This window comes from Actinoplanes palleronii (assembly GCF_016862315.1).
Lineage (GTDB): Bacteria > Actinomycetota > Actinomycetes > Mycobacteriales > Micromonosporaceae > Actinoplanes > Actinoplanes palleronii.
Genome location: NZ_BOMS01000179.1, coordinates 1 through 23011 on the forward strand (window position 1 = coordinate 1; position 23011 = coordinate 23011).

Genomic DNA, 23011 nt, shown 5'->3' on the forward strand with positions numbered 1-23011 from the left:
GGGGGTTTCATGGCGCAACCGCTACGGGTCGGCATGGTCGGATACGCGTTCATGGGCGCCGCGCACTCACAGGCGTGGCGCACCGTGAATCACGTCTACGACCTGCCGTCGCCGGTTCAGATGCAGGTGGTCAGCGGCCGCTCCGCTCCGGCGGTCGCGGCCGCGGCCCGCCGGTTCGGCTGGTCCGACCACACCACCGACTGGCGTACGCTGCTCACCCGGGACGACGTCGATCTGATCGACATCTGCTCGCCGGGTGACACGCACGCCGACATCGCGATCGCCGCGCTGAGCGCGGGCAAACACGTGCTCTGCGAGAAACCCCTGGCCAATTCGGTGGACGAGGCCCGCAGGATGGTCGCGGCCGCCGATGCGGCAAAAACATCAGGGGTACGAGCGATGTGCGGCTTCAACTACCGCCGCGTGCCGGCGGTCACGTTGATGCGGGACCTGATCGCGGCCGGACGGCTCGGCACCATCCGTCACGTCCGCGCGTGCTACCTGCAGGACTGGATCGTCGACCCGGAGTTCCCGCTGGTCTGGCGGTTGCGCAAGGAGGTGGCCGGCTCGGGGGCACTGGGTGACATCGGCGCGCACATCGTCGACCTGACCCAGTTCGTCACCGGCCGGCTGGTCACCGAGGTGAGCGCGCTCGCCGAGACGTTCGTCAGGTCCCGGCCGCTGCCATCCGCGGCGGCCGGGCTGTCCGCTCTTTCCGCGGGCGGCGTGGTCGAACGCGGTGAGGTCACTGTGGACGACGCCGTGCTCTTCCTGGCCCGGCTCGGCGATCAGGTGGTGGCCACCTACGAGGCCACCCGGTTCGCCACCGGCCGCAAGAACGGGCTGCGCGTGGAGATCAACGGTTCGCTCGGCACGCTGGTGTTCGACGTCGAGCGGATGAACGAGCTGCAGTTCTACGACCTGGACCGGCCGGTCGAGGAGCAGGGCTTCACCCGGATCCTGGTGACCGAGCCGTCGCATCCGTACATGGCGGCGTGGTGGCCGCCCGGGCACACCATCGGGTACGAGCACACCTTCACCCACCAGGCCCACGACCTGGTCCGGGCGATCGCGGCGGGAGAGGACCCGACGCCGTCGTTCGCCGACGCGCTGCAGGTGCAGCTGGTCCTGGACGCGGTGTCCCGGTCCGCCGAGACGTCGTCGTGGGTCACCGTCGAGTCCGCCATCGTCGATCCTGTTGAGGAGCGAGTATGACCCGGCCGATCACTCTCTTCACCGGACAGTGGGCGGACCTGCCGTTCGAGGAGGTCTGCGAGCTCGCCTCGGGCTGGGGCTACGACGGCCTGGAGATCGCCTGCTGGGGCGACCACCTGGACGTCGCCCTGGGCGCCACCGACGCCGGCTACATCGCCGGCCGTCGCCAGATCCTGGACAAGTACGGCCTGAAGGTCTTCGCCATCTCCAACCACCTGACCGGCCAGGCGGTCTGCGACGACCCGATCGACCAGCGGCACCAGGGCATCCTGTCCCCCGCGGTGTGGGGCGACGGCGACCCGGAAGGCGTCCGCCGGCGGGCCGCCGCCGCGCTGATGGACACCGCAAGGACCGCGGCGAACCTGGGCGTCGACACCGTCGTCGGCTTCACCGGCTCGTCCATCTGGAAGTACGTCGCGATGTTCCCGCCGGTCTCCCAGGAGGCCATCGACGCCGGCTACCAGGACTTCGCCGACCGCTGGAACCCGATCCTGGACGTGTTCGACGAGGTCGGCGTCCGCTTCGCCCACGAGGTCCACCCCAGCGAGATCGCCTACGACTACTGGACCACCCGGCGCGCCCTGGACGCCATCGGCCACCGCCCCGCCTTCGGCCTGAACTGGGACCCGTCCCACTTCATCTGGCAGGACCTGGACCCGGCCGACTTCATCCTGGAGTTCGCCGACCGGATCTACCACGTCGACTGCAAGGACGTGAAGCTCGCGGTCGGCAACGGCCGCAACGGCCGGCTGGGCTCGCACCTGGCCTGGGCCGATCTGCGCCGGGGCTGGGACTTCGTCTCCACCGGCCACGGTGACGTGCCGTGGGAGCGGTGCTTCCGCGCCCTCAACACGATCGGCTACACCGGCCCGATCTCGGTGGAGTGGGAGGACGCCGGCATGGACCGCCTGGTCGGCGCCCCGTCGGCCCTGGAGTTCGTCCGCAAGAACCTCTTCGACGCCCCCACGGCCGCCTTCGACGCCGCCTTCACCTCCCACTGACCAGCCCGCCGGACCGCGCCCACCCCAGACCGTGCCGCGCCTCCCCACCCCGGCTGGCGCTGAGGGGTGTCTCAAGCTCCGCGAGACACCCCTCAGCACCAGCCAGCCATCGCGAGCCGGCGCTCAGAGTGCCGCGACGAACACCAGCTCAGGGTGCCGCAACGAATACCAGCTCAGGAGGCCGCGACGGTGATCGGCAGGGCGGTGAGGCCGTGCATCAGCAAGCCTGAGCGCCAGCGCAGGTCCTGCCAGGGCACCGTGAGGTGGATGTCCGGGTGGCGGGACAGCAGGCGGCCGAGCGCGATCTGGGCCTCCAAACGGGCCAGCGGCGCGCCCAGACAGAAGTGGATGCCGTGGCCGAACGCCAGGTGGCCGCCGTCCGCCCGGTCCACATCGAACACGTCCGGGGCGGTGAACCGCTGCGCGTCCCGGTTGACCGCGAGCAGCGACACCAGCACCTGCTCCCCCACCGGGATCGTCACCTCGCCGAGGGTCAGCGGCTGGGTCGTCACCCGGTACGTCGTGGTCGCCGACGGGCTCGCCAGCCGCAACGTCTCCTCGATCGCCGCCGGCACCAGCCCCGGGTCGTCCAGCAGCCGTTTCTTCTGGTCCGGGTGGCGGCACAGCAGGTAGACCGCGTTCCCGATCAGGTTGACCGTCGTCTCGTGTCCGGCGATCAGCAGCAGGATCGTCATGGAGACGAGTTCGTCGGAGGAGAGCCGGTCCCCTTCCGCCGAGACCAGCGCACCGAGCAGGTCGTCGGTGGGCCGCGCACGCTTGCGATCGAACAGCCCGCGCAGGTACCCGACGAGGTCCCCGATCGCCTCGGTGAATTCCGCAGTCCCGAACTGACCGAGAATGATCGTGTTGGACCAGCCCCGGAACGCTCCCCGCTCATCGCCGGGGACCCCGAGCAACTCGCAGATCACCTCGAACGGCAGCGGGAACGCCAGCGCCTCGATCAGGTCGCCCGGGGATTCCAGGCCGTCGAGCAGCCGGTCGGTGATCTCCTCCACCCGCGGCCGCAGCGCCTCGATCCGCCGGGCCGTGAACGCCGCCGTCACCAGCCGCCGCAGCCGGGTGTGGTCCGGCGGATCCCGCAGCAACATCTGCGTCGCCATCGCGGCCTGCAGCTCCGGCGGCAAGCCGTCCACGGGCTGCCGTTTCGACAGTGCCGGGTCGGCGAGCACGTGCCGTGCCTCGGCCCACCGGGTCACCATCCAGAACGCCACCCCGCCCGGTGTCACCACCCGGTGCACCGGCCCGTCCCGCCGCAGCTCCGCCAGCGCCGGATGCGGATCTGCCTGATACTCCTCGCCGAACAGCCCCATACCCGGCAACGTAGACGCTGACCGCGATCAATGCCGTCCCTCCTCAGCGTCCTCAAAGGATCAGAAAGCGAGAAGTACCGGTTCCCGGCTGGTTCTGAGGGGTGCCTCAACAAGCGGGAGGCACCCCTCAGAACCAGCCGAAGCAGGAACACGCGCCACGGCCCGGAGTCCCAGCCGCCTCGCGCCTGCGGGTGCGGGGCGGAGGGAGGAAGGGGGTGGGTCGGGAAGGTGATCGAGCGGCGGGTGGGATCAGGCGGCGAGGGTTGCGATCTGGTGTGAGCGCAGCCACCGCGTTGTCGTCGCGGCGTCCTGCGGCCGGGCGATGCCATACCCCTGGGCGATGTCGCACCCGTACTCATGCAGCATGGCCAGCGTCGCATCGTCCTCCACCCCCTCCGCGATGATCCGCATGCCGAGGCTGTGCGCGAGCTGGACCGTGCTCTGCACGATCGCCGCGCTGCGCGGATCGGTGGTGCACCGGGACACGAAGGCCCGGTCCAGCTTCAGGTCGTCGACCGGCAGGACCTGCAGGTACGTCAAACTGGAGTACCCCGTCCCGTAGTCGTCGACCGCCAGCTTGATGCCCATCCCCCGCAGCTGGCCCAGCAACGCCAGCGCGTGATCCGCATCGGTCATCAGCACGCTCTCGGTGACCTCCAGCTCCAGCGCGCTCGGTGGCAGGTCATACCGTTCCAGCAGCGAAGCCACCTGCGCCGGGAACTCCGGGTCGCGCAGGTTGGAGACGGACAGGTTCACCGCGACCGAGATCGGCAGCCCCTCGTCGTGCCAGCTGCGGATCTGACGGCAGGCCAGGTCGAGCACCGCCGCCGTGACGTGCCGCATCAGGTCGGCGCTCTCCGCGGTGTAGAGGAAGTCGTCCGGGTAGATCAGCCCGCGGACCGGGTGCTGCCAGCGGACCAGCGCTTCCACGCCGCACACCTCCAGCGCCGCTCCGACCAGCACCTTCGGCTGGTAGTGCAGGACCAGCTCGCCCCGGCTCAGGCCGGTACGCAACTCCTCGAGCATGGTCAGCCGGGCCCGCGCCTGGTCGTCGAGCCCGGTCGCGAACGTGAGCCCGTCGTGGCCGTTCTTCGCGGCGTACATCGCCACGTCGGCGCGGCGCAGCAGGGTGGGACGGTCGGTGCCGTCGTCCGGGTAGACCGCGATACCGACGCTCGCGTCCACGTGCAGGTCGACCTCGGGGAGGGCGAACGGCTCGCGCAGCGTACGCAAAATGTTCTCGATGATCGTGCCGGCCCCGCCGGCGTCGCAGCCCGGCATGATCAGCCCGAATTCGTCGCCGCCGAGGCGGGCCAGCAGCACGCCGTCGGGTAGCGCGGCCCGCAGCCGGTCGCCGACCATCCGCAGCAGGCTGTCGCCGACGTCGTGTCCGAAACTGTCGTTGACCTCCTTGAACCGGTCCAGGTCGACGAACGCGACGGAGAGGCACGGCTCGCTCCCGGCGATCGTCAGGTCCAGGTGCTCGACGAAGTGCCGGCGGTTGGCCAGCCCGGTCAGGTCGTCGGTCCGGGCCTGGCGGCGGGCCGCGCCGAGCGCCTCGGCACTGCGCACGCTGAGGATCATCCGGAGGATCGCGGCGGCCACCGCGATCCCGGCGAGACAGCTGCTGACCGGGGGCGCCAGGTGGTCGGCGAGCGCCTCGTAGACGAGCAGGGCCAGGCAGAGCAGGGCCAGCCCGGACGGCACCGCGGTGCTCACCCACATACCAGCCGGTTGACCGCCGGCAGCGGAGCCCGGCGAAGAAGCCGTGTGCCGGGCGGCCAGCGCGAGCAGGGTCAGCCCGATCGTCCAGGTCAGCTCGATCCAGGCCGGCCACGGGTCGATGCCCTGCCAGATCAGCATCATGCTGAACGCGTCGCCGGTGGCGAACAGCGCCATCCCGGCGATCATCAGGATGATGGTCCGTTCGGCCCGCCAGCCGCAGAGCGCCCAGGCACCGAGCAGGCAACCGGCCACCACGATGTCGCAGACCGGGTACGCGGCGTTGACCACCACCCCCACGAGCGTGGCCTGCGGGGACGGATCCACGGTCGCCAGCAGCGGTACGGACACCAGCGCGGAGACCGCCCCGGACGCGATCACCCCGTCCAGCCACGCGGCAGTGCTCAGCCGGGGCAGTCGCCGGCGCAGCAGCAGCACCAGCGCGACCGCGAAGCACGGGTAGAACGCCAGCCACATCCCGTCGGCCGGGCTGACCAGCGGTTCCGGGTCGAGGTCACGGACGACCAGGTACCAGTAGACGTTTGCCACGCCGTACGCGGTCATGCCGGCGGACAGGAAGCCGAAAGCGGCCCGGTCCGGCCCGGGGTTTCGCCACGCGCGGCCGGCGACCAGCAGACCTGGCAGCAGGTACACGGCGTTGAGGACCAGCCCGGCGAACAGTGTGCCGTCGAGGGACAGGGCCATGACGGCCACCTGCGCGAGCAGCAACCCGCCCAGGATCCACCACGCCACCGCCCGCCGCATACCCGCAGTATCGGGAACCCGCGACCGATCTTGAGACAGATTCGCACCGATTCGGCACTCCGCGACACCGCCCGGCAGCCGACCGTGCCGGATGTGGATATCGCTTGCTACACCTCCGCCTGGTACGTCTGCCATCCGGACGGCGCGCTGAGCGCGGAGTCCTTCTCCGGATGCTCCGCAGCGTCGACGAAGATCCAAAAAACGAGGGCCGGCAAGAAGAAAACGACGAAAGGACCGGAATAGGTCTCATATCCGTCCGGCACGGCTGAAGATGGGGACCTGAGAAAGGGAGATCCCCATGCGCTGGTTCGTCGTCGGGATAGTGGTGCTCGCTATGGCCACCGCCTGCGGTAACGCGGCGGAGACCGCGGTCAGTCAACCGGATCGCGGCACCATCGGGATCGCCATGCCGACCACCAAGTCGGCCCGCTGGGTCGGTGACGGCACGAACATCAAGCGGCAGTTCGAGCTGCTCGGCTACCAGACCGACATGCAGTACGCCGAGGACGACGTCGACAAGCAGATCAGCCAGATCAGCGGCATGATCAAGAGCGGGGTCAAGGCGCTCGTGGTCGGTGCGATCGACGGCACGGCGCTCAAGGACGTGCTCGCCAGCGCGGCGACCGCGGACATCCCGGTGATCTCCTACGACCGGCTGATCCGGGACACCCCGAACATCACCTACTACGCCACCTTCGACAACTTCAAGGTCGGCGTGATGCAGGCCGGCGCGATCGTCAAGGCGCTCAAGCTGACCAGCACCAAGGGCTCGGACAACGTCGAGCTGTTCGCCGGGTCGGCCGACGACAACAACGCCACGTTCTTCTACAACGGGGCGATGAGCGTGCTCAAACCGCTGATCAAGTCCGGCCGGCTGCGCGTGGTCAGCGGCGAGGTCGCCTTCAAGACGGTGGCCACCCAGCGCTGGGACGGCGCGGTGGCGAAGAAACGCATGCAACGCCTGCTCGCCGGTCCGCTCAGCGGCAAGCGGGTGGACGCGGTGCTCTCCCCGTACGACGGCCTGACCCGCGGCATCCTCGAAGCGCTCGAGGAGAAGGGGTACGGCAAGGGCGCCAAGAAGCTCCCGGTCACCACCGGCCAGGACGCCGAGTTGGAGTCGGTGAAGCTGATCGTGTCCGGCAAGCAGACCGAGACGGTCTACAAGGACACCCGGGAACTCGCCAAGGTCGCCGTGCAGATGACCAACTCGCTGCTGCTCGGTGGCGTGCCCGAGGTCAACGACGAGAAACAGTACGACAACGGTGTCAAGGTGGTGCCGACGTTCCTGCTCCAGCCGGTGAACGTGGACCGCTCCAACTACCAGCGGGTGCTGGTCGACGGCGGCTATTACACAGCCGACCAGCTGGCGGGGTGAATCGGGTGATCCAGCGTTTTCTCGACCTCTCGGTACGGACCAAGCTGACCGTGCTGGTCGGCGCGAGCCTGGCCGCCCTCGCGGTCTGCCTCGGCGTCACCGTGATCAACGACAGTTATGCCGCGGCGACCTCGCGCAACCTGGAGAACCTGAACTCGGCCAGCGCCATGGTGCTGCAGCTGGACCGTGAGGCCACCGCGCTGCGGGCCAACGGCCTGCAGTCGATCGTGCGGGCCGACCCGGCGGCGCAGGCCACCCTGCTGAAGACCCGGATCGAGTCGACGAACAAGCTGCTCACCAGCCTCGAGGCGATCGAGCTGCCCAGCGGCCTGGACGCGGCGGTCGCCCGGATCAAGGACGCGATCGCCGACTACACCACCACGCTGACCAGCTTCGTCGCGTCGGCGGCCGCCGACCAGGCCGGCGCCCGGCTCGCCTGGGAACAGGTGGGCGTGGACAACTACCTGGTCAGCGCGGTGCTGGCGAACGAGCGGCAGCTGTTCCTGAACACCGTCGCGCAGGCCAACAAAGACTCGCGCGACGGCAAGGCCACCGCCGAGCGGGTGCTCTGGCTCGCGGTCGCGGTCGCCGCCATCCTGGTTGTCGTGCTGGCCCGCCTGGTCGTGGTGTCGATCACCCGGCCGTTGCAGCGGGTCCGCGCCGCCCTGCAGGCGATGGCCGCCGGTGACCTGACCGTCGCGGCCGAGGTCCGCGGCCAGGACGAGGTCGGCCAGATGGCCCGGGCGCTCGACGAGGCGCAGGCCAACACCCGCCGGGTGGTCTCCTCGGTGGCCGGTTCGGCCCAGGCGGTCGCGGCCGCCGCCGAGCAGCTCACCGCGACCGCGGGCACCATGTCCCGCTCCGCGGAGCAGGCCGCCACCCAGGCGCAGACCGCGTCCCAGGCGGCGGCCGGCGTCAACGACAACGTCGGCAGCGTCGCGCAGGGCACCGATCAGATGGGCATCTCGATCCGGGACATCGCGCACAACGCCACCGAGGCGGCCCGGGTCGCCCAGCAGGCGGTCTCGGTCGCCGAGGCGACCACCGCCCAGGTCGGCAAGCTCGGTGAGTCGTCCGCCGAGATCGCCGATGTGATCAAGGTGATCACCAGCATCGCCGAGCAGACCAACCTGCTCGCCCTGAACGCCACCATCGAGGCGGCCCGCGCCGGCGAACTGGGCAAGGGCTTCGCGGTGGTGGCCGGCGAGGTCAAGGAACTCGCCCAGGAGACCGCCCGGGCGACCGAGGACATCTCCCGGCGGGTCCAGGCCATCCAGGCGGACACGGCGGGCGCGGTCACCGCGATCGGCGAGATCACCTCGGTGATCGCGCACATCAACGACTACCAGGCCACCATCGCCGCGGCGGTCGCCGAGCAGACCGCCACCACCGAGCAGATGAGCTACAACGTCGCCCTCGCGTCGTCCGGCGCCGGCGACATCGCCGCCAACATCACCGGCCTGGCCACCGCGACCCAGGTCAGCACGGAGGGCATCGCCCAGTCCCAGCAGGCGGTCACCGAGCTGAGCGTGATGGCCAACAACCTGCAGAACCTGGTGAGCCACTTCCGGTACTGACACCCGCTCAGCGCAGGGTGACCTCGGGGCGTTCCGGGTTGCTGAGGTCGGGGTCCTCGGCGATCAGGATCTTCTCCAGCTCGTCCCAGCCGTGCTCGGCGACCAGCCCGGCCTCGGCCGTGGTGATCGGAAACAGCCAGGCCATGATGATCGGCGGCTCCTCGCCACGCCACGCCGCGAACGTCTCCGGCAGGTACTGCGGCGGGGCGGCGACCAGCGCGGTCATCGACGTACCGGGGAAGAGCGGCCCGAACGGGCCGAGGACCTGATGGGTACGCAGGGCCGTGCGCCGGTCGGCCATCCGCTTGGCCACCTGCAGCAGCAGCGCGGCGGTCCGGTCCTGGTACGCCGCGCCGGCCGGCACGTGCATCACGAGCTCCTGCCGCACCGTGCTGCCGTCGGGCAGGTCCAGGTCGAGCCGTCCCAGCCCGGCGGTCACCAGGGTCCGCACGCCCTCGAACGGCAGGCCCGCCTCCGAATAGATCACCTGAAGACCGTCCCCGCGGTAGCCGCCGGAGATGAGCCCGAGATGCGACTCCAGGTGCTCGATGTAGTTACTCACCCTGAGATCATCGGCCACGCGCCGACCAGGGCGAAATCGGCCACTCTCAGGTGCGGACCAGGGCCAGCAGCCGCTGCCCCCACCACACCGCGACCGCGATGCCCACCCCGGCCCCGAACACCCCGATCGCGCGGGGATCCGCGATGAAGAAGCCGAACACCCCCAGCACCACTGCGGTGATCCCGCGCAGCACCGCGATCCGGAACACCAGCATCGCCACGCCGACACCGACCAGCGCGCCACCCACCCGGCCGGCCACCTCGCCCCAGACCTGCGCGCCGGGCGCGAACTCCTCCCGGACGGTCAGCGCGAACAGCACGCTCCCCACGCTCAGGATCAACGTCGCCACCAGCGGGAACTCCACGATCACCGGCGCGCTGAGCCGCCTTCGGATGATCACCGCGACGGCGCCGGCCAGCAGCGCGGCGGGGAGCACCGGCAGCAGCGACCACTGCAGCGGCTCGCCGAACGGCGCGACCAGGTAGAGCGCGGCGGCCACCGCGTACAGGGCCGCGACCGTCACACCGAACGCGTCCGCGGTGAGCAGGCCCGCCGACACCTGCCCGGAGGCGTCCCAGCGGATCCGCAACCCGGCGTCGCGGGCCAGCGCCGCGCCGATCCACGGTCCGGCGGCCAGGCAGAGCATCAGCCCGAGCACGCCCGCGAGGGCCAGTTCGCCCCAGCTCGACGCGGTCGCCCCGCGCGCGGTGACGACGAAGTGACTGAAAACGGCCACCGACGCCAGCCCCGGCACGAGCAGTCCCAGGATCCGCAGCACGGTCAGCCGTGGCACGACCGGCGCCGGTTCGGTCTCCGGTGCGGCGGCGCCCTCGGCTTCGGCGACGCCGAGCACCACGGCCGCGCCGGGTGTGGAGGCGACCCGCACCGGCACACCGAAGTGTCGTTCCAGGGCGCGCGGCACCGCGGGCATCGCCGCCGCGCCGCCGACGACGTACACCTCGGCCAGGTCGCCCGCGCTCAGCTCGGCCGCTCGGAGCACCGCCGAGGCCAGCGCGACGACGCGCCGCAGGACGGGTTCGGCCGCCTGTTCCACCAGGGTCGTGCTGAGCACGACCGCCACGCCGGGCGCGGGAAGCGGGACGGTCACGGCCGGCTGCACCGAGACCGCTTCTTTTCCGGTACGGAGGATGGCCGCGGTCGCCGCAGTCCCCGCACGCAGGACAGCCCCGACGTCCGAGCCGCCCGTGTCCGCTTCGGATTGCGCGTTGCCGGTGGCCGCGGTGTTCAGGAGCATCGCCACGAGCCGGTCGTCGACGGCTCGTCCACCCGCGTCCGGGTCGGCCGCCGTCGCGAGCACCTCGGCGCCGGTCGGCTCGGCGCGCACCACGCTCGCCTCGGCGGTCGCGCCGACGTCACACACCAGCACGTAACGGCCGCCGGCTGAGGTCGTACCGGAAAATGACGGCCCGGACGACAGCGGACCGGACGTGGACAGCAGAGCCGCGACCGGCGCCTCGATCAGTTGCGGGCGGCCGAGACCGGCCTGATGCGCGGCTTGCCGAAGCCAGGTCCGCCGGACCGGATCCCAGCCGGCCGGCACGCTCATCCGGATGTCCGCCGGGAGAATCCCGGCAATCCGGGCCGCCTCGTCCGCGATCAGGCGCAAGGTCGCCGCCACCAGGTCCGCAACTTCCACGGTACGACCATTGACCCGCACCGTTCCCACCCCACCGTCGAGCGGCGCCGCCACGAACCCGCCCGGGTCCTCACCGGCGAGCCGCCACGCACCGGGCCCGGCGGTGATCCCACCGTCCCGGGCGACGTGCACGGCGCTGGACGGCTCGAGCGTCCCCTCGATGATCAACGCGTGCCAGGGGCGGTCCGGCCAGGCCAGCACCGCCCGGGTGCACGCGGATCCGTAGTCGATCGCCAGACGCGGCGCGGCGCTCTGCATGACGCTCAGTCAAACAGAAGCTCACCGATGCGTCAGCCCTGAACCCGATCGACGAGCATCTGGGTCCCGACGACCACGGCGAGCGCGAGCCGTTCCGCGTCCTCGGTGCCCGGTTCGGCCGTGTAGATGGTCATCCGCAGGTCGTCCAGGGCGACCAGCAGTGCGTCGCAGTCGAGGGTGATCCGGCCGACCGCGGGGTGGTCGACGACCTTCTGGCGGCCCGGGCCGGCGAGTTCCGGTGGCGCTTCGGCGTCCCACAGCTCGGTGAAGCGCGGGCTGGCGTCCGCGAGCTCGCCGATCAGCCGGCGCAGCGAGCGGTCCGCCGGGTAGCGCGACGCGGTCATCCGCAGGTCGGCGACCAGTCGCGCCTCGTGCTCGGCCTGCTCGGCGCCGGAGTGCACGACCCGGGACGCGGGCCCGCACAGGTTGCGCCAGATCGCGTTGCGCTCCAGGCCCTGCCAGCCGGTGGTGTCACCCATCAGCGCGTTGTAGGGGGCGTTCGCGAGCACCAGCGTCCAGGTCGCGTCGTAGACCACCACCGGCGTGCCGGCCAGCCGGTCGAGCAGCCGCTGAATGCTCGGCGTGACCCGGGACGGCACCACCCCGAGCCCCGGCGCGGCGTGCCCGGCCAGCTGGAAGAGCAGATCCCGTTCGGCGTCCGGCACCCGCAGTGCCCGCGCCAGGGACTCGACGACCTGGGCGGAGGGCGCCGTCGCCCGGCCCTGTTCGAGCCGGGTCAGGTAGTCGGCGGAGATCCCGGCCAGGGCGGCGAGCTCCTCCCGGCGCAGACCGGTCGCCCGCCGTCGCCGCCCGACCGGCACGCCGACCGCCTCGGGCGTGACCCGGTCCCGCCACCGCCGCACCATCCGGCCGAACTCCCACGATTCCACGCGCTCCAGTCTCCGCCCCGATCGCCGGGTTGTCCTGGCCCTGTCAGTCCCACCGCCTTGTCTCCGCCTTGTCTCCGCCTTGTCTCCGCTTTGTCCCCGCGCCCGTCCTCAACCTGGCCCTGGCAGTCCTACGAAAACCCGACGACTGCCTGGTCATTCGCGGTCCCGGCACGCTGATGGCATGACCACCACCGGAACCGTCCTGATCACCGGCCCGACCCGCGGCCTCGGCCGGCACGCCGTTCTCGCCATGGCCGCCCGCCCCGCCGCCGACCGCCCGGACCTGCTGCTGGTCGGCCGCTCCGGTGACGCGCTGACCGCGATCGCCGCCGAGGCCCGCGCCCTGGGCGCCCGGGTCCACGAGATCGGCGCCGATCTGTCCCGGCTCGCCGACGTCCGCGCCGCCGCGGCCACCGTCCGGGACCTGCTCGCCGCCGGAACCGTCCGCCCCCTGCAGGCCCTGGTGGCCAACGCCGGCGCGATGACCACCGACACCCGGATCGCCTCGGCCGACGGCTACGAGATGACGTTCGCGGTCAACTACCTGGCCCACGCCCAGCTGATCCAGGACCTGCTCGACGAACTGACCGCGCAACCGGAACCGGCCCGCATCGTCCTGCTCGGCTCGAACACGTATCACGCCAACTTCTGGCGCCGGCTGCTCAGCGTCCCGGAAGCGAAGTGGACCGACCCGATCGACATCGCCCGCCCCGCCCCCGCCTCGACGCCGCCGAGCATGACCGCCAACGGCGTCGCCTACTCGAACGCCAAGCTCGCGATCCTCTACTACGCCCACGAGCTGCAGCGCCAGGCCGGCCCGAACGTCCACGTCACGGTCTTCGAACCGGGCTGGATGCCGGGCACCTCGCTGGGCCGCGGCGCCCCGGCGGCGGTGCAGGCGATCGGCCGCGCCCTGGGCCGCCTGCCGGGGGTGTCCACCCCGGAACGCTCCGGCCCGGCGCTGGCCTCACTGGCCCTCGACGCCCGCTGGTCCCACCTGCGCGACGGCGCGTTCGTCCTCAAGGACAGGGTGATCGAGGTGCTCCCGATCGCCCATGACCGCGCCCGGGAGACCCGCCTCTGGTCCGCCACCACCGAGCTGCTCAAGTCCTGACTGTTGCGGTTGCCGGCTGGCTCTCAGGGGTGTCTCGGAGCCCTCGACACACCCCTGAGAGCCAGCCGGCAACCCGGCACCGCCCGCAGGTAACGCCAGGCGGCTGGTGCTGGGGGCTGCCTCCGCGGGCTTGAGACGACCGTGAGCACCAGCCGGGGGCGCGACCCGCGTGGCACCGCAACCTCGGGACGGGTCACGTGGCGTCCGCGACCGCCTCGTCCAGGGACATCGCCGCGCCGGCCCGCCACGCCGCGGCGAACCCGCGCTCGCCCAGCTCCGCCCGGCCCGCCGCGCAAACCGCCGCCCGCCGTGCCTGCGCCTCGGCCGGATCGGTCAGCCGGCTCCGCCGCCGCAGCTCCCCCGCCGCCGACACCAGCCGCAGCGCCCGCGCCGGCTCCCCGGCCACCAGCACCGAGGCCAGCGCGTCGAAGGAGTTGGCCAGGTCCTCCCGGTCACCCAGCTCGTGCCGCAGGGTCAGGCCCACCCGCAGCAGCCGCGCCGCCTCGGCGGCCGCCCCGTCCGCGTGCGCGGCGAGGCCGAGCTGGTGCTGCGCCATCGCCTCGCCGAACAGGTCGCCGAGTTCCCGGCTCAGCCCGAGCGCCTCGCCGGCCGCCTCGCGCGCACCGGCCGCGTCACCCTGCGCCAGCCGGATGTCGGTCCGGCACTCCAGCCCGAGCAGCACGCCCCGGCTGTTACCGGCGGCGCGTTCCAGCTCCAGGCACTGATCGATGTGCCCGGCGGCGGCGCCGATCTCGCCCTGCCGCAGCGAGAGCTTCGCCAGGTTGCCGAGCGCGATCGCCACCCCGGCCGGCTGGTCGAGTTCCCGGCACACGTCCAGGCCGAACCGGAAGTGATCGGCGGCCGCCGCGTACTCGCCGGACCGCAGCGCGGCCACCCCCAGGATGTTCCGCGCCTGCGCCTCCGTCGGCCGATCACCTCCGGACACCGCCAGGGTCAAGCACCGCGTGCCGAGGGCCGCCGCGGACGGATTGTCGTCCTGGGTCGCGGCCAGCACCGCGGCCGGGTAGAGCAGTCCGGCCTGGGTGGCGTCGTCCAGGTCGCCGGGCACGGCGAGCAGCCGGTCCAGCCAGATCCGCCCCTCGGCGATGTGGTTGCCGTTGCGCCAGTACCGCCACAGGCCGCGGCAGATCCGGGCCGCGGTCGCGGTGTCCCCGGCGTCCAGCGCGCCGCTCACCGCGTCGCGCAGGTTGGCGTAGTCGAGATCGAGGCGCTCCGCCCAGGTTTGCTGATCGGAACCGGTCATCCCGTCGGCCGCCAAGGCGGCAAGATCAGCGAAGTACGCGGCGTGGCGCCGACGGACCGGTGCCAGGTCCGCTGCGGTTCCGGCGAGCAGTTCTTTGGCGTACGTACGAATGGTCTCCAACATCCGGAACCGCCCCGCCCCGGTCTCCACCGTCAGCAGGCTCTTGTCCACCAGGCGCGCCAGGCCGGCCGCGGCGCCCGGCAGCACCGCGTCGGCGGCCTCCTCGGTGCACCCGCCGGCGAACACCGCCAGCCCCGTGAAGATCCGTCGTTCGTCCGCGTCGAGCAGCGCGTGACTCCACTCGATCGCCCCGCGCAGGGTCTGCTGCCGTTCCGGCCGGTCCCGCGGGCCGGGCCCACCGGGCACGTCGAGGTGCTGGTCGAGCAGGGTGCGCAGCCTGGCCGGCGGATAGCTGCCGACCCGCGCCGCGACAAGTTCGATGGCGAGCGGCAGCCCGTCCATCCGCGCGCAGAGCGCGACCACGTCGGCCAGGTCGCCCGCGCTCGGCGCGAAGTCACCGTCGACGGCCCGGGCCCGCTGCACGAAGAGCGCCTCGGCGTCGGCGGCCGGCAGCGGCGGCACCCGATAGACCTGTTCGCCGTAGAGGCCCAGCGGCTCCCGGCTGGTGGCCAGGATCCGCAGCCCGGGCGCCTCGGCGAGCAGGTGGGCCAGGGTGAGCGCGAGCCCCGGCACCTGTTCCAGGTTGTCCGCGACCAGCAGGAGTTCCGCGTCGGCGAGCACCTCGGCCAGCGCGTCGGCCGGGTCGATCCCGGGCACGTCCTCGGCCTGCAGGGCGGCGGCGAGCGCCCGGATCGCCTCGTCGGTGTCGGTGGTGTCGGCGAACGGGACGAAGACCACGCCGTCCGGGTAGCCGCCGGCCACGTCCCGGGCCACCGCGGCGGACAGCCGGGTCTTGCCGATGCCACCCGGCCCGGCGAGCGTGACCAGGCGGTTCTCGCCGAGCAGGTGGGTCACCCGGCGGCGTTCCGGCTGGCGGCCGATCAGCGCGGTCAGTTCGGCGGGCAGCCGCAACCGGCGACGGGGTGCACCGGCGCCGGCCGGGGTGAGGGTCCAGCCACCGGAGCCGTCCGGGATCACCTCGACCCGTTCGCGCAGCCGGTCCAGGGCGGTCACCGCGGCGGCGGGCAGACCGCCACTGCGCCGGACCACCTCGGTGACCAGGGCCGGTGACGGCTCGCCGGCCAGCACGGCGCGCAGCCAGATGTGCACGGTCGCCGGCGACCACGGGTCGAGCCGGGCAACGCCGAGCTCGGGAACCGGCAGCCGGGCAGGCGGGCCGGTGGTGGCGTACGCGACACCGACCGCCCGGTCCGCCGGCCAGTCCCGCAGCAGCAGCTCCGGGTCGGTGTCCAGATCGGCGAGCAGCAGCACCGGGCCGTCCCCGCCGGCGGCCGTGCCGAACCCGCGCAGCCGGCCGAGCCGAGCCACCTCGGCCAGGAACCGGGTATGTCCGGCACCGGGCTGGCCGGTGATCCGCAGCGCGCCGCGGTGGTGTGCGGCGAGCCCGGTGAGGAACTCGTGGGTGGCGGCCAGCGCGGCGTCACGTTCCCAGAGCCGGGACGAGCCGCCGTCCGCCGGGGTGTCCGCGTCGTCGGCCACCACACCACCGCGGCCGCGACGTTTGGCCAGGTAGTTGCGGCGGTCGGCGGCGCCGAGCAGGGTGCTCGCGGAGTCCGCGTGCTCGGGGAAGGTGGCCACGCCGAGGCTGACCGACAGGTGCAGGGGCGGCTCGGCGCCGTACGCGGTTTCCCGGATCGCGCTGCTCAGGCGCAGGGCCAGCCGGAGCGCGCCGGCCGCCGTGGTGTCCGGGAGCAGGACGACGAACTCGTCACCGCCGTACCGGAAAACCGTGCCGGTCTCGGCCACCGCGGACACCGCGCGTTCCGCAATCTCCCGGAGCACCTCGTCGCCGCGCTGATGGCCGTACACATCGTTGACGGTCTTGAAATGGTCGACGTCGAAGAGGAACAGCGAGCAGTGCCGGCCGGTCGCGGTGGCGGAGCGCAGCGCGCCGGCGAGCCGGCCGTTGAGTTCGGCGCGCCCCGCAGTCCCGGTGACGGGGTCGAGCGTCAGGATGCCGCCCACGTCACCGACCCTTCCACACCAGTTGCTCCGGAGACCGCCCATCGGCCACCCGGCAGGCAACCTGAAGTCTTCCCCGGAATCCCGTCCGGCGGACACCAACCTTGATCATCCAAACGTCCGGAAGACCCGCGCAGCTCTGGACGGGAACCCGTTTCGCTACCGAGAGTGGTGGACCTGGCCACTGATCGTGGCCGGGTTCGTTCTTCGGAAGGACATCAGGTGCCCTCATCTAGCGCCGGCCGCCCCCGCCGGTTGTCCCGGGCCACCGCCGCCGCACTGCTGCCGCTGGCCCTGCTCGCACCGGCGACGCCGGCCGCGGCGGCGAGCCGGTCCACCCCGGGCGGCGGCTGGTCCGGGTCCTGGCTGAGCACCGGTACGACCGGGACGACCGGCACCTCGCTGAAGGACGTCCGCAAGATCATCGGGGCGGACACCGGTGCCGCGGCGGCCCTGACCGGCGCGGGAGTCGGCGTGGCGCTGCTCGACACCGGTGTCGCACCGGTCGCCGGTCTCCCGGCCGCGCAGCTGGTCAACGGCCCCGACCTGTCCTTCGAGTCGCAGTCCGACGACCTGCGTTACCTGGACACCTACGGGCACGGCACCCACATGGCCGGGATCATCATCGGCAACGACACCGCGAGCGGCAGTGTCGGGATCGCGCCGAAGGCCAAGCTCACCTCGATCAAACTGGGCACCGCGAACGGGGCGGTGGACGTGTCCCAGGTGATCGCGGCGATCGACTGGGTGGTGGAGCACCGCAACGACGACCCGGCCAGCCCGATCCGGGTGCTCAACCTGTCGTACGGCAGCGGCGGCAACCCGAACGCCTGGACCGACCCGCTGCAGTTCGCCGTCGAGCAGGCGTGGAAGGCCGGCATCGTGGTGGTCGCGGCGGCCGGCAACGACGGCAACGGCAGCACCACCCTGGCCAACCCGGCGACCGACCCGTTCGTGCTGTCGGTCGGCGCCACCGCGACCAAGGGCACCAGCGCCACCGGCGACGACGAGCTGGCCACCTTCACCAACCTGGCCAGCCAGGAGAAGCAGCCGGACGTGCTCGCGCCCGGCGAGTCGATCGCGTCGCTGCGGGACCCGGGCTCGAACATCGACAACACCTACCCGAGTGCCCGGACCGGGACCACACTGTTCCGTGGCAGCGGCACCTCGCAGGCCGCCGCGGTGACCTCGGCCGCCGTGGCGCTGCTGCTGCAGGCCCGCCCGTCGTACACCCCGGATCAGGTCAAGGACGTGCTGAAGCGCGGCACCGCGGTGACCGGCAAGGCGGCCGCGCTGGGGTTGAAGCAGGTCAGTGTGAACGCCGCGCTGGAGACGGTCCCGTCGTCGGCCAGCAAGCAGACCTGGACACCGTCGAACGGCAGCGGCAACCTCGACGACGCCCGGGGTGACAGCCGGGTGGTCAGCAACAACGTCGCGCTCAGCGGTGAGATGACCATTTTCGGTCCGTTCCACAGCGCGAACTGGGCGGCGTACGCGGCGCTCGGCAAGACCTGGCAGGGCGGCGCCTGGATGGGCATGCCGATGGCCGGCGACGGCTGGACCGGCACGTCGTTCGCGTCGAAGACCTGGGCGCCGGCGGTCTGGGCGGGCACGCCGTGGGGCGGGGCGTCGTCGTGGGCCGACCCGAGCTGGACCGGCCGCTTCTGGTCCGGGCGCTTCTGGTCGGCGGGTTCCTGGTCTGGCCGCTTCTGGTCATCCGAGGACTGGTCGAGCGCGTACTGGGGCTGATCTTGCGGGACGGAAATGGGGCGGCTTCGGCTGCCCCATTTCGGCATCATGGCCTGATGACCGAGCCCGAGATCTTGACCGGCGGAATCAACTCCGTGCTCCGCATCGGCGACCGGGTCCACCGCCCGACCGGCCCCTGGTCACCCCGGGTGCACGACCTGCTGCGGCACCTCGAGGCCGCGGGCTTCACCGGCGCGCCCCGCTTCCACGGCCTCACGCCGGACGGCGAGGAGATCCTCGACTTCCTGCCCGGCGAGGTCGCCGACTACCCGCTCAGCCCGGCCGCCACCTCGACCGAGGCCCTGCTGAGCGCCGCCGACCTGCTCCGGGCGTATCACGACGCGACAGTCCCCCTGGCCCGGACCGCTCCGCGCGACGGCTGGCAGCGCTCCGCCATCGAGCCGGTCGAGGTGATCTGCCACGGCGACTACGCACCGTACAACTGTGTGATGACCGGCAACCGCACCACCGGAACGTTCGACTTCGACCACGCCCGCCCCGGCCCGCGCCTGTGGGACGTCGCCTACGCGGTCTACCGCTGGGCCCCGCTGACCGCTCCGGGCAGCAACGACGCCCGCGGCTCGGCCGCCGAACAGTCCGCCCGCCTGCGCCTCTTCTGCGACCGCTACGGCCTGACCGATGCCGACCGCGCCGCACTGCTCCCCACGGTCATCACCCGCCTGCACGACATGGTCGCCTTCATGCGCGCCCGCGCCTCCGCCGGCGACCCCGCCTTCGCCGCACACCTCAAAGCCGGCCACCACCGCCAGTACCTCGGCGACGCCGAATACCTTTCGGTACGAGCACGGAGCGCCCACCCGTAGGCCAAGCCCATCCCGGTCTCACGCAAGACCGCCACCACCCCGGACCGCAGCGCGCCTCACCGCCCCCGCTGGCTCTCAGGGGTGTCTCAGAGCCGTTGACACACCCCTGAGGACCAGCCGGGGTCTGGGGGCGCGGCACGGTCGTGAGGGGCGGCGGTGTCGCGCGAGGCTGCCACGGGACTCGGCTTGTAGCCTGCGGGCGGGCGCTCCGTATTCGTACCGAATAGGGGTTTTAGTATTTGAGGTATTGACGGGTCAGTTTGGCGACCTTTTCGACGAGGGCGATGCCGCCCTCCATCGACTGGTTGTTGTGCGACAGGACGGCGACCGACACGTCCACGTCGTCGTCCTTCGAGGTGACGCGGCCGATCGTGTTGACCGCCCAGAGGCCGCCGTCCGCCGAGCGGGTGTCCCAGCCATTTTTGACGGTGAATGTCTCGTCGGCCTTGGCGACCGCCGGGACGCCCCAGTCCTGCGCCTGGTTGACCGTGTTCATCAGCTTGAACGCGGCCTTGCGGGAATCCGCGTCGAGCGGCCCCTTGGTGTCGACGAATTCGGACAGCAGCTTGATCTGGTCATCGACAGTCGTCTTGGTCAGGCCCCAGGAGCTGTTCACCACGGTGTCGCTCAGACCGAGCCGCTTGTTGCAGCCGCCGACCGCGGTGCGCCCGCCGAGCCGCTGGAACAGCGCCGTCGTCGCGTTGTTGTCGCTGAGCTGGATCATCGGCGTGGCCAGGGCCATCTCGCCGGAGGTCGGGGCGCGGTCGGCGTCCTGGTCCTTGAGCAGCATGCAGGCGAGGATCTGCGCCTTGACGATGCTGGCCGTGTCGTAGTGCTCGTCACCCCGATAGACGAACGTCTCGCCGGTGGTCTTGTCCTGGACCGCGACCGAGAACTCCGGTGACGTCGCCGTGAGCTTCTTCAGCGCGGCGGTCAGCTGTTTCTCGCGCTTGGCCCGCTCGGCCTTCGCCAACTCCTCGGGGCTGGGCCCGGTCGGCGTCGGCGAGGCGGCCGGCGTGGCATCGCCGCCGGTCAGAGCGTTCGGCAGCAGGCCGCCCCCGCCGGAGCCGCCGTCCTTGCTCAGCCCGGCATAGATCAGGCCACCGCCGCCGAGAACGACAGCCGCCGCCACAGCCATAATCGCAACTCGGTAACGAACCACCCGTGCATAGTGCCGTCTCGCGGGCCGTTTACCAAACTCCACACGCTCGGCATCCGGGCAACCACCTGCGGTAATCGCCCGCGGGACGTACCACGGGCGGCAAGATCCTATTAGGATCGCGGCGTGACGATCGACAAGCTCGACACCGGGGTGCCGCACCCGGCCCGCCGCTACAACTACTGGCTGGGCGGCAAGGACAACTTCGCCGCCGACCGGGAGTCGGGCGATCTGCTCGCCAAGTCGTACCCCGCGGCGCGGATCGCGGCCCGGGCCAACCGGGCGTTCCTCGGCCGCGCGGTCGGTTTCCTGGCCGGCGAGGCCGGCATCCGGCAGTTCCTGGACGTCGGCACCGGCCTGCCCACCGCCGACAACACCCACGAGGTCGCCCAGCGGGTCGCTCCGGACAGCCGCATCGTCTACGTCGACAACGACCCTATGGTGATGGCGCACGCCCGCGCGCTGCTGACCAGCACCCCGGAGGGCCAGACCCGGTATCTCGAGGAGGACCTGCGCGAGCCGGAGCAGATCCTGGCCGCGCTGGACATCCTCGACCTATCGAAACCGGTCGCGCTGATCCTGGTCGCGGTCGCTCACTTCCTGCCCGACCACCCCCGGTCGGTCGAGATCGTCCGCATGCTGCTCGACGCCCTGCCGTCCGGCAGCTATCTGATGATGTCGATGGCGACCACGGACTTCCTCACGCCGGAACTGAAGGCGAACTGGGATAAGGCCCTGCGCAGCGGCCGGTCGGACGTGTATCCACGGGCGCGGGCGGAGTTCGACGAGTTCTTCGCCGGTCTGGAGCTGATCGAGCCGGGGGTGGTGGCGGTGAGCGAATGGCGCCCGGATCCGTCGGCGGAGGAGCACCCGACGTCGGTGGAGGCTTCGCTGTTCGGCGCGGTGGCCCGCAAACCCTGACCGTTCTCGGTCTGAATCTCGGGCTCGGGCTCGGGCTCGGGCTCGGGCTCGGGCTCGGGCTCGGGCTCGGGAGCGTCGCCTGCCGGTCGTGGCCGCTATCGTTGCGCGGATGACGACGCCGCAGGACCAGGTCGGCCTTCCGGCCCCGCTCCCGGCTCCCCCGGTTCTCCTTCCGGAATGGGAGCGATTGCGGCTGCTGCGCGCCGAGTCAGAATTCGACGCGATCAAAAAAGACCCCAGGCATGCGTACGCGATCTGGGCCGTCGCCGGCATCTTCGGCGGCCACCGGTTCTATCTCGGCGACACCGCCCGCTCGATCGCAATGCTGTTCACGCTCGGCGGCCTGGGTGTATGGACCGTCCTCGACGTCTTCTTCCTCGCCCGCCGCGTCCGCGCGGTCAACCAGGAGCGCCGAGCCACGGTCATGGCCCGCTACCGCATCCTCGACGCCACCTGAATCGACGACCGAGCCGATCCGCACCTGCCGACACGAGGCCCGAGCCGAACCGCAGGACCACCCGAGCCCATCGCCGACCCTCCGGTAACGCGACCAGCCCTGATCGAAAGACCGGTCCCGGGCAGGGCGACCGATCTCGGGTGAAGCGACCGGTCCCGGGCAAGACGGCTGGTCCCGGGCAAGACGGCCGGTCCTGGGCAAGACGGCCGGTCCTGGGCAAGACGGCCGGTCCCGGGCAAGACGGCCGGTCCCGGGCAAGACGGCCGGTCCCGGGCAAGACGGCCGGTCCCGGGTAAGACGGTCAAGGCCTGCGACGGGGTGATCCCACCGGCAGCCTTGTGGTCAGCCGCCGCCGGCCGGCTGAGCGATGACATTGCTCGTTGGACTCTGGGCCCGCTCCAGCTCCAGCAGCAGGCTCATCTTGATGACTGCCGGATTCGGTCGAGCAGGGCCGGGACCCAATGGTCGCCATACCGTTCTTGTAGTTCGAGCCTTGTCCAGTCAGCGCCGGTGACCTCGCGGCGGCACAGCCGCGTCCCGCACCGGCACGGCATTACGAAGCTGGGTTCGCCGGTGCTCGTCGCATAGTCGTTGGTCAGCTCCTCCCCGGCCGCGACATCTCGCCGCGCGACAAGTGTGTAAGGCGCCGCCCACCACAGGTTCGGATCACAACTGTGGTTTCCCTTGCCGTTGGGTTGACCCGGCGGCAGCACCAGGTGCGTGTCCCTTGCCACGGTGATCGAGTCGACGTAGTGAGTGCTGACCGCCAGCAGACGAAGCAGGGCGTCGCCGTTCACCAGCCGCCCGCCGAGTCGCGACACCGCAGTCCCCGCCGCCAATGGCGATCGTGCGACCAGCCCGTCCCCCTCGATCGCTGACCGCCGCACCTCGACCTCCGGATGCAACCAGCAGCCAGGCTCCGGCAAAGCCCACATCGGTCCAGGATGCACCGCAGGCAGGGCCAGTCTCAACACCACGACTCGCCCCTGATGCGGCATCACCGACATCCGCCCCCACCCGGACCACAACCGACCGCGCTACCAATACCCGCGCCCGCCCAGATCTCG

Annotated in this window: 17 protein-coding genes; 9 read left to right on the plus strand and 8 right to left on the minus strand. The window is 71.6% G+C overall.

Annotated features, from left to right (window positions below):
* The first annotated feature begins 9 nt into the window (after window positions 1–9).
* Both Apa02nite_RS48100 and Apa02nite_RS48105 read left to right on the plus strand, forming a co-directional pair.
* Complete coding sequence (locus Apa02nite_RS48100; protein WP_203831135.1) at window positions 10–1215, plus strand: Gfo/Idh/MocA family protein; 1206 nt, start codon at window positions 10–12, stop codon at window positions 1213–1215.
* Window positions 1212–2216: a sugar phosphate isomerase/epimerase family protein gene (locus tag Apa02nite_RS48105; RefSeq protein WP_203831122.1), complete on the plus strand. Its 1005-nt coding sequence runs from the start codon at window positions 1212–1214 to the stop codon at window positions 2214–2216. Before Apa02nite_RS48100 ends, Apa02nite_RS48105 begins: the two co-directional genes overlap by 4 nt.
* Window positions 2217–2389: 173 nt before the next feature.
* On the opposite strand, the gene Apa02nite_RS48110 is transcribed toward Apa02nite_RS48105, so the two are convergent.
* Both Apa02nite_RS48110 and Apa02nite_RS48115 read right to left on the minus strand, forming a co-directional pair.
* Window positions 2390–3547, minus strand: a complete 1158-nt coding sequence (locus tag Apa02nite_RS48110; RefSeq protein WP_203831123.1) for a cytochrome P450 family protein — start codon at window positions 3545–3547, stop codon at window positions 2390–2392.
* 249 nt (window positions 3548–3796) lie between these two features.
* Complete coding sequence (locus tag Apa02nite_RS48115) at window positions 3797–6034, minus strand: putative bifunctional diguanylate cyclase/phosphodiesterase (protein ID WP_203831124.1); 2238 nt, start codon at window positions 6032–6034, stop codon at window positions 3797–3799.
* Window positions 6035–6332: 298 nt separating this feature from the next.
* Between Apa02nite_RS48115 and chvE the strand changes: the two genes are divergently transcribed.
* Complete coding sequence (gene chvE / locus Apa02nite_RS48120; RefSeq protein WP_203831125.1) at window positions 6333–7409, plus strand: multiple monosaccharide ABC transporter substrate-binding protein; 1077 nt, start codon at window positions 6333–6335, stop codon at window positions 7407–7409.
* 5 nt (window positions 7410–7414) lie between these two features.
* Complete coding sequence (locus Apa02nite_RS48125) at window positions 7415–8986, plus strand: methyl-accepting chemotaxis protein (RefSeq protein WP_203831126.1); 1572 nt, start codon at window positions 7415–7417, stop codon at window positions 8984–8986.
* Between the two features lie 7 nt (window positions 8987–8993).
* On the opposite strand, the gene Apa02nite_RS48130 is transcribed toward Apa02nite_RS48125, so the two are convergent.
* Genes Apa02nite_RS48130 through Apa02nite_RS48140 form a run of 3 tightly spaced genes read right to left on the minus strand, consistent with a single transcriptional unit; the run spans window position 8994 to window position 12353 of the window.
* The gene (locus Apa02nite_RS48130) at window positions 8994–9548 is read right to left on the minus strand and encodes a suppressor of fused domain protein (protein ID WP_067686404.1); all 555 of its coding nucleotides are present in this window, start codon (window positions 9546–9548) and stop codon (window positions 8994–8996) included.
* Between the two features lie 46 nt (window positions 9549–9594).
* The gene (locus Apa02nite_RS48135; RefSeq protein ID WP_203831127.1) at window positions 9595–11463 is read right to left on the minus strand and encodes an Hsp70 family protein; all 1869 of its coding nucleotides are present in this window, start codon (window positions 11461–11463) and stop codon (window positions 9595–9597) included.
* A gap of 32 nt (window positions 11464–11495) precedes the next feature.
* Window positions 11496–12353: a helix-turn-helix transcriptional regulator gene (locus Apa02nite_RS48140; RefSeq protein ID WP_239165097.1), complete on the minus strand. Its 858-nt coding sequence runs from the start codon at window positions 12351–12353 to the stop codon at window positions 11496–11498.
* A 181-nt stretch (window positions 12354–12534) separates the two neighbouring features.
* Between Apa02nite_RS48140 and Apa02nite_RS48145 the strand changes: the two genes are divergently transcribed.
* Complete coding sequence (locus Apa02nite_RS48145) at window positions 12535–13467, plus strand: SDR family NAD(P)-dependent oxidoreductase (protein ID WP_203831128.1); 933 nt, start codon at window positions 12535–12537, stop codon at window positions 13465–13467.
* A 193-nt stretch (window positions 13468–13660) separates the two neighbouring features.
* Here the strand turns inward: Apa02nite_RS48145 and Apa02nite_RS48150 are convergent, their stop codons facing one another.
* The gene (locus Apa02nite_RS48150) at window positions 13661–16837 is read right to left on the minus strand and encodes a diguanylate cyclase (protein WP_203831129.1); all 3177 of its coding nucleotides are present in this window, start codon (window positions 16835–16837) and stop codon (window positions 13661–13663) included.
* Window positions 16838–17056: 219 nt separating this feature from the next.
* Here Apa02nite_RS48150 and Apa02nite_RS48155 point away from each other — a divergent pair, with 219 nt between their 5' ends.
* Both Apa02nite_RS48155 and Apa02nite_RS48160 read left to right on the plus strand, forming a co-directional pair.
* Window positions 17057–18583, plus strand: a complete 1527-nt coding sequence (locus Apa02nite_RS48155) for a S8 family serine peptidase (RefSeq protein ID WP_203831130.1) — start codon at window positions 17057–17059, stop codon at window positions 18581–18583.
* A gap of 56 nt (window positions 18584–18639) precedes the next feature.
* Window positions 18640–19407, plus strand: a complete 768-nt coding sequence (locus Apa02nite_RS48160) for a phosphotransferase enzyme family protein (RefSeq protein WP_203831131.1) — start codon at window positions 18640–18642, stop codon at window positions 19405–19407.
* A 232-nt stretch (window positions 19408–19639) separates the two neighbouring features.
* On the opposite strand, the gene Apa02nite_RS48165 is transcribed toward Apa02nite_RS48160, so the two are convergent.
* Window positions 19640–20545: a serine hydrolase gene (locus tag Apa02nite_RS48165; RefSeq protein WP_203831132.1), complete on the minus strand. Its 906-nt coding sequence runs from the start codon at window positions 20543–20545 to the stop codon at window positions 19640–19642.
* 147 nt (window positions 20546–20692) lie between these two features.
* Here Apa02nite_RS48165 and Apa02nite_RS48170 point away from each other — a divergent pair, with 147 nt between their 5' ends.
* Together Apa02nite_RS48170 and Apa02nite_RS48175 are read left to right on the plus strand one after the other, a co-directional pair.
* A complete protein-coding gene (locus tag Apa02nite_RS48170) occupies window positions 20693–21487 on the plus strand; it encodes an SAM-dependent methyltransferase (RefSeq protein ID WP_203831133.1) in 795 nt (264 codons plus the stop codon).
* 109 nt (window positions 21488–21596) lie between these two features.
* Window positions 21597–21944 (plus strand): TM2 domain-containing protein, encoded by a 348-nt coding sequence (locus Apa02nite_RS48175; protein WP_239165098.1) that lies wholly within the window; start codon window positions 21597–21599, stop codon window positions 21942–21944.
* 416 nt (window positions 21945–22360) lie between these two features.
* Here Apa02nite_RS48175 and Apa02nite_RS48180 read toward each other — a convergent pair whose 3' ends face one another.
* Complete coding sequence (locus tag Apa02nite_RS48180; RefSeq protein ID WP_203831134.1) at window positions 22361–22951, minus strand: SET domain-containing protein; 591 nt, start codon at window positions 22949–22951, stop codon at window positions 22361–22363.
* Window positions 22952–23011: the final 60 nt, after the last annotated feature.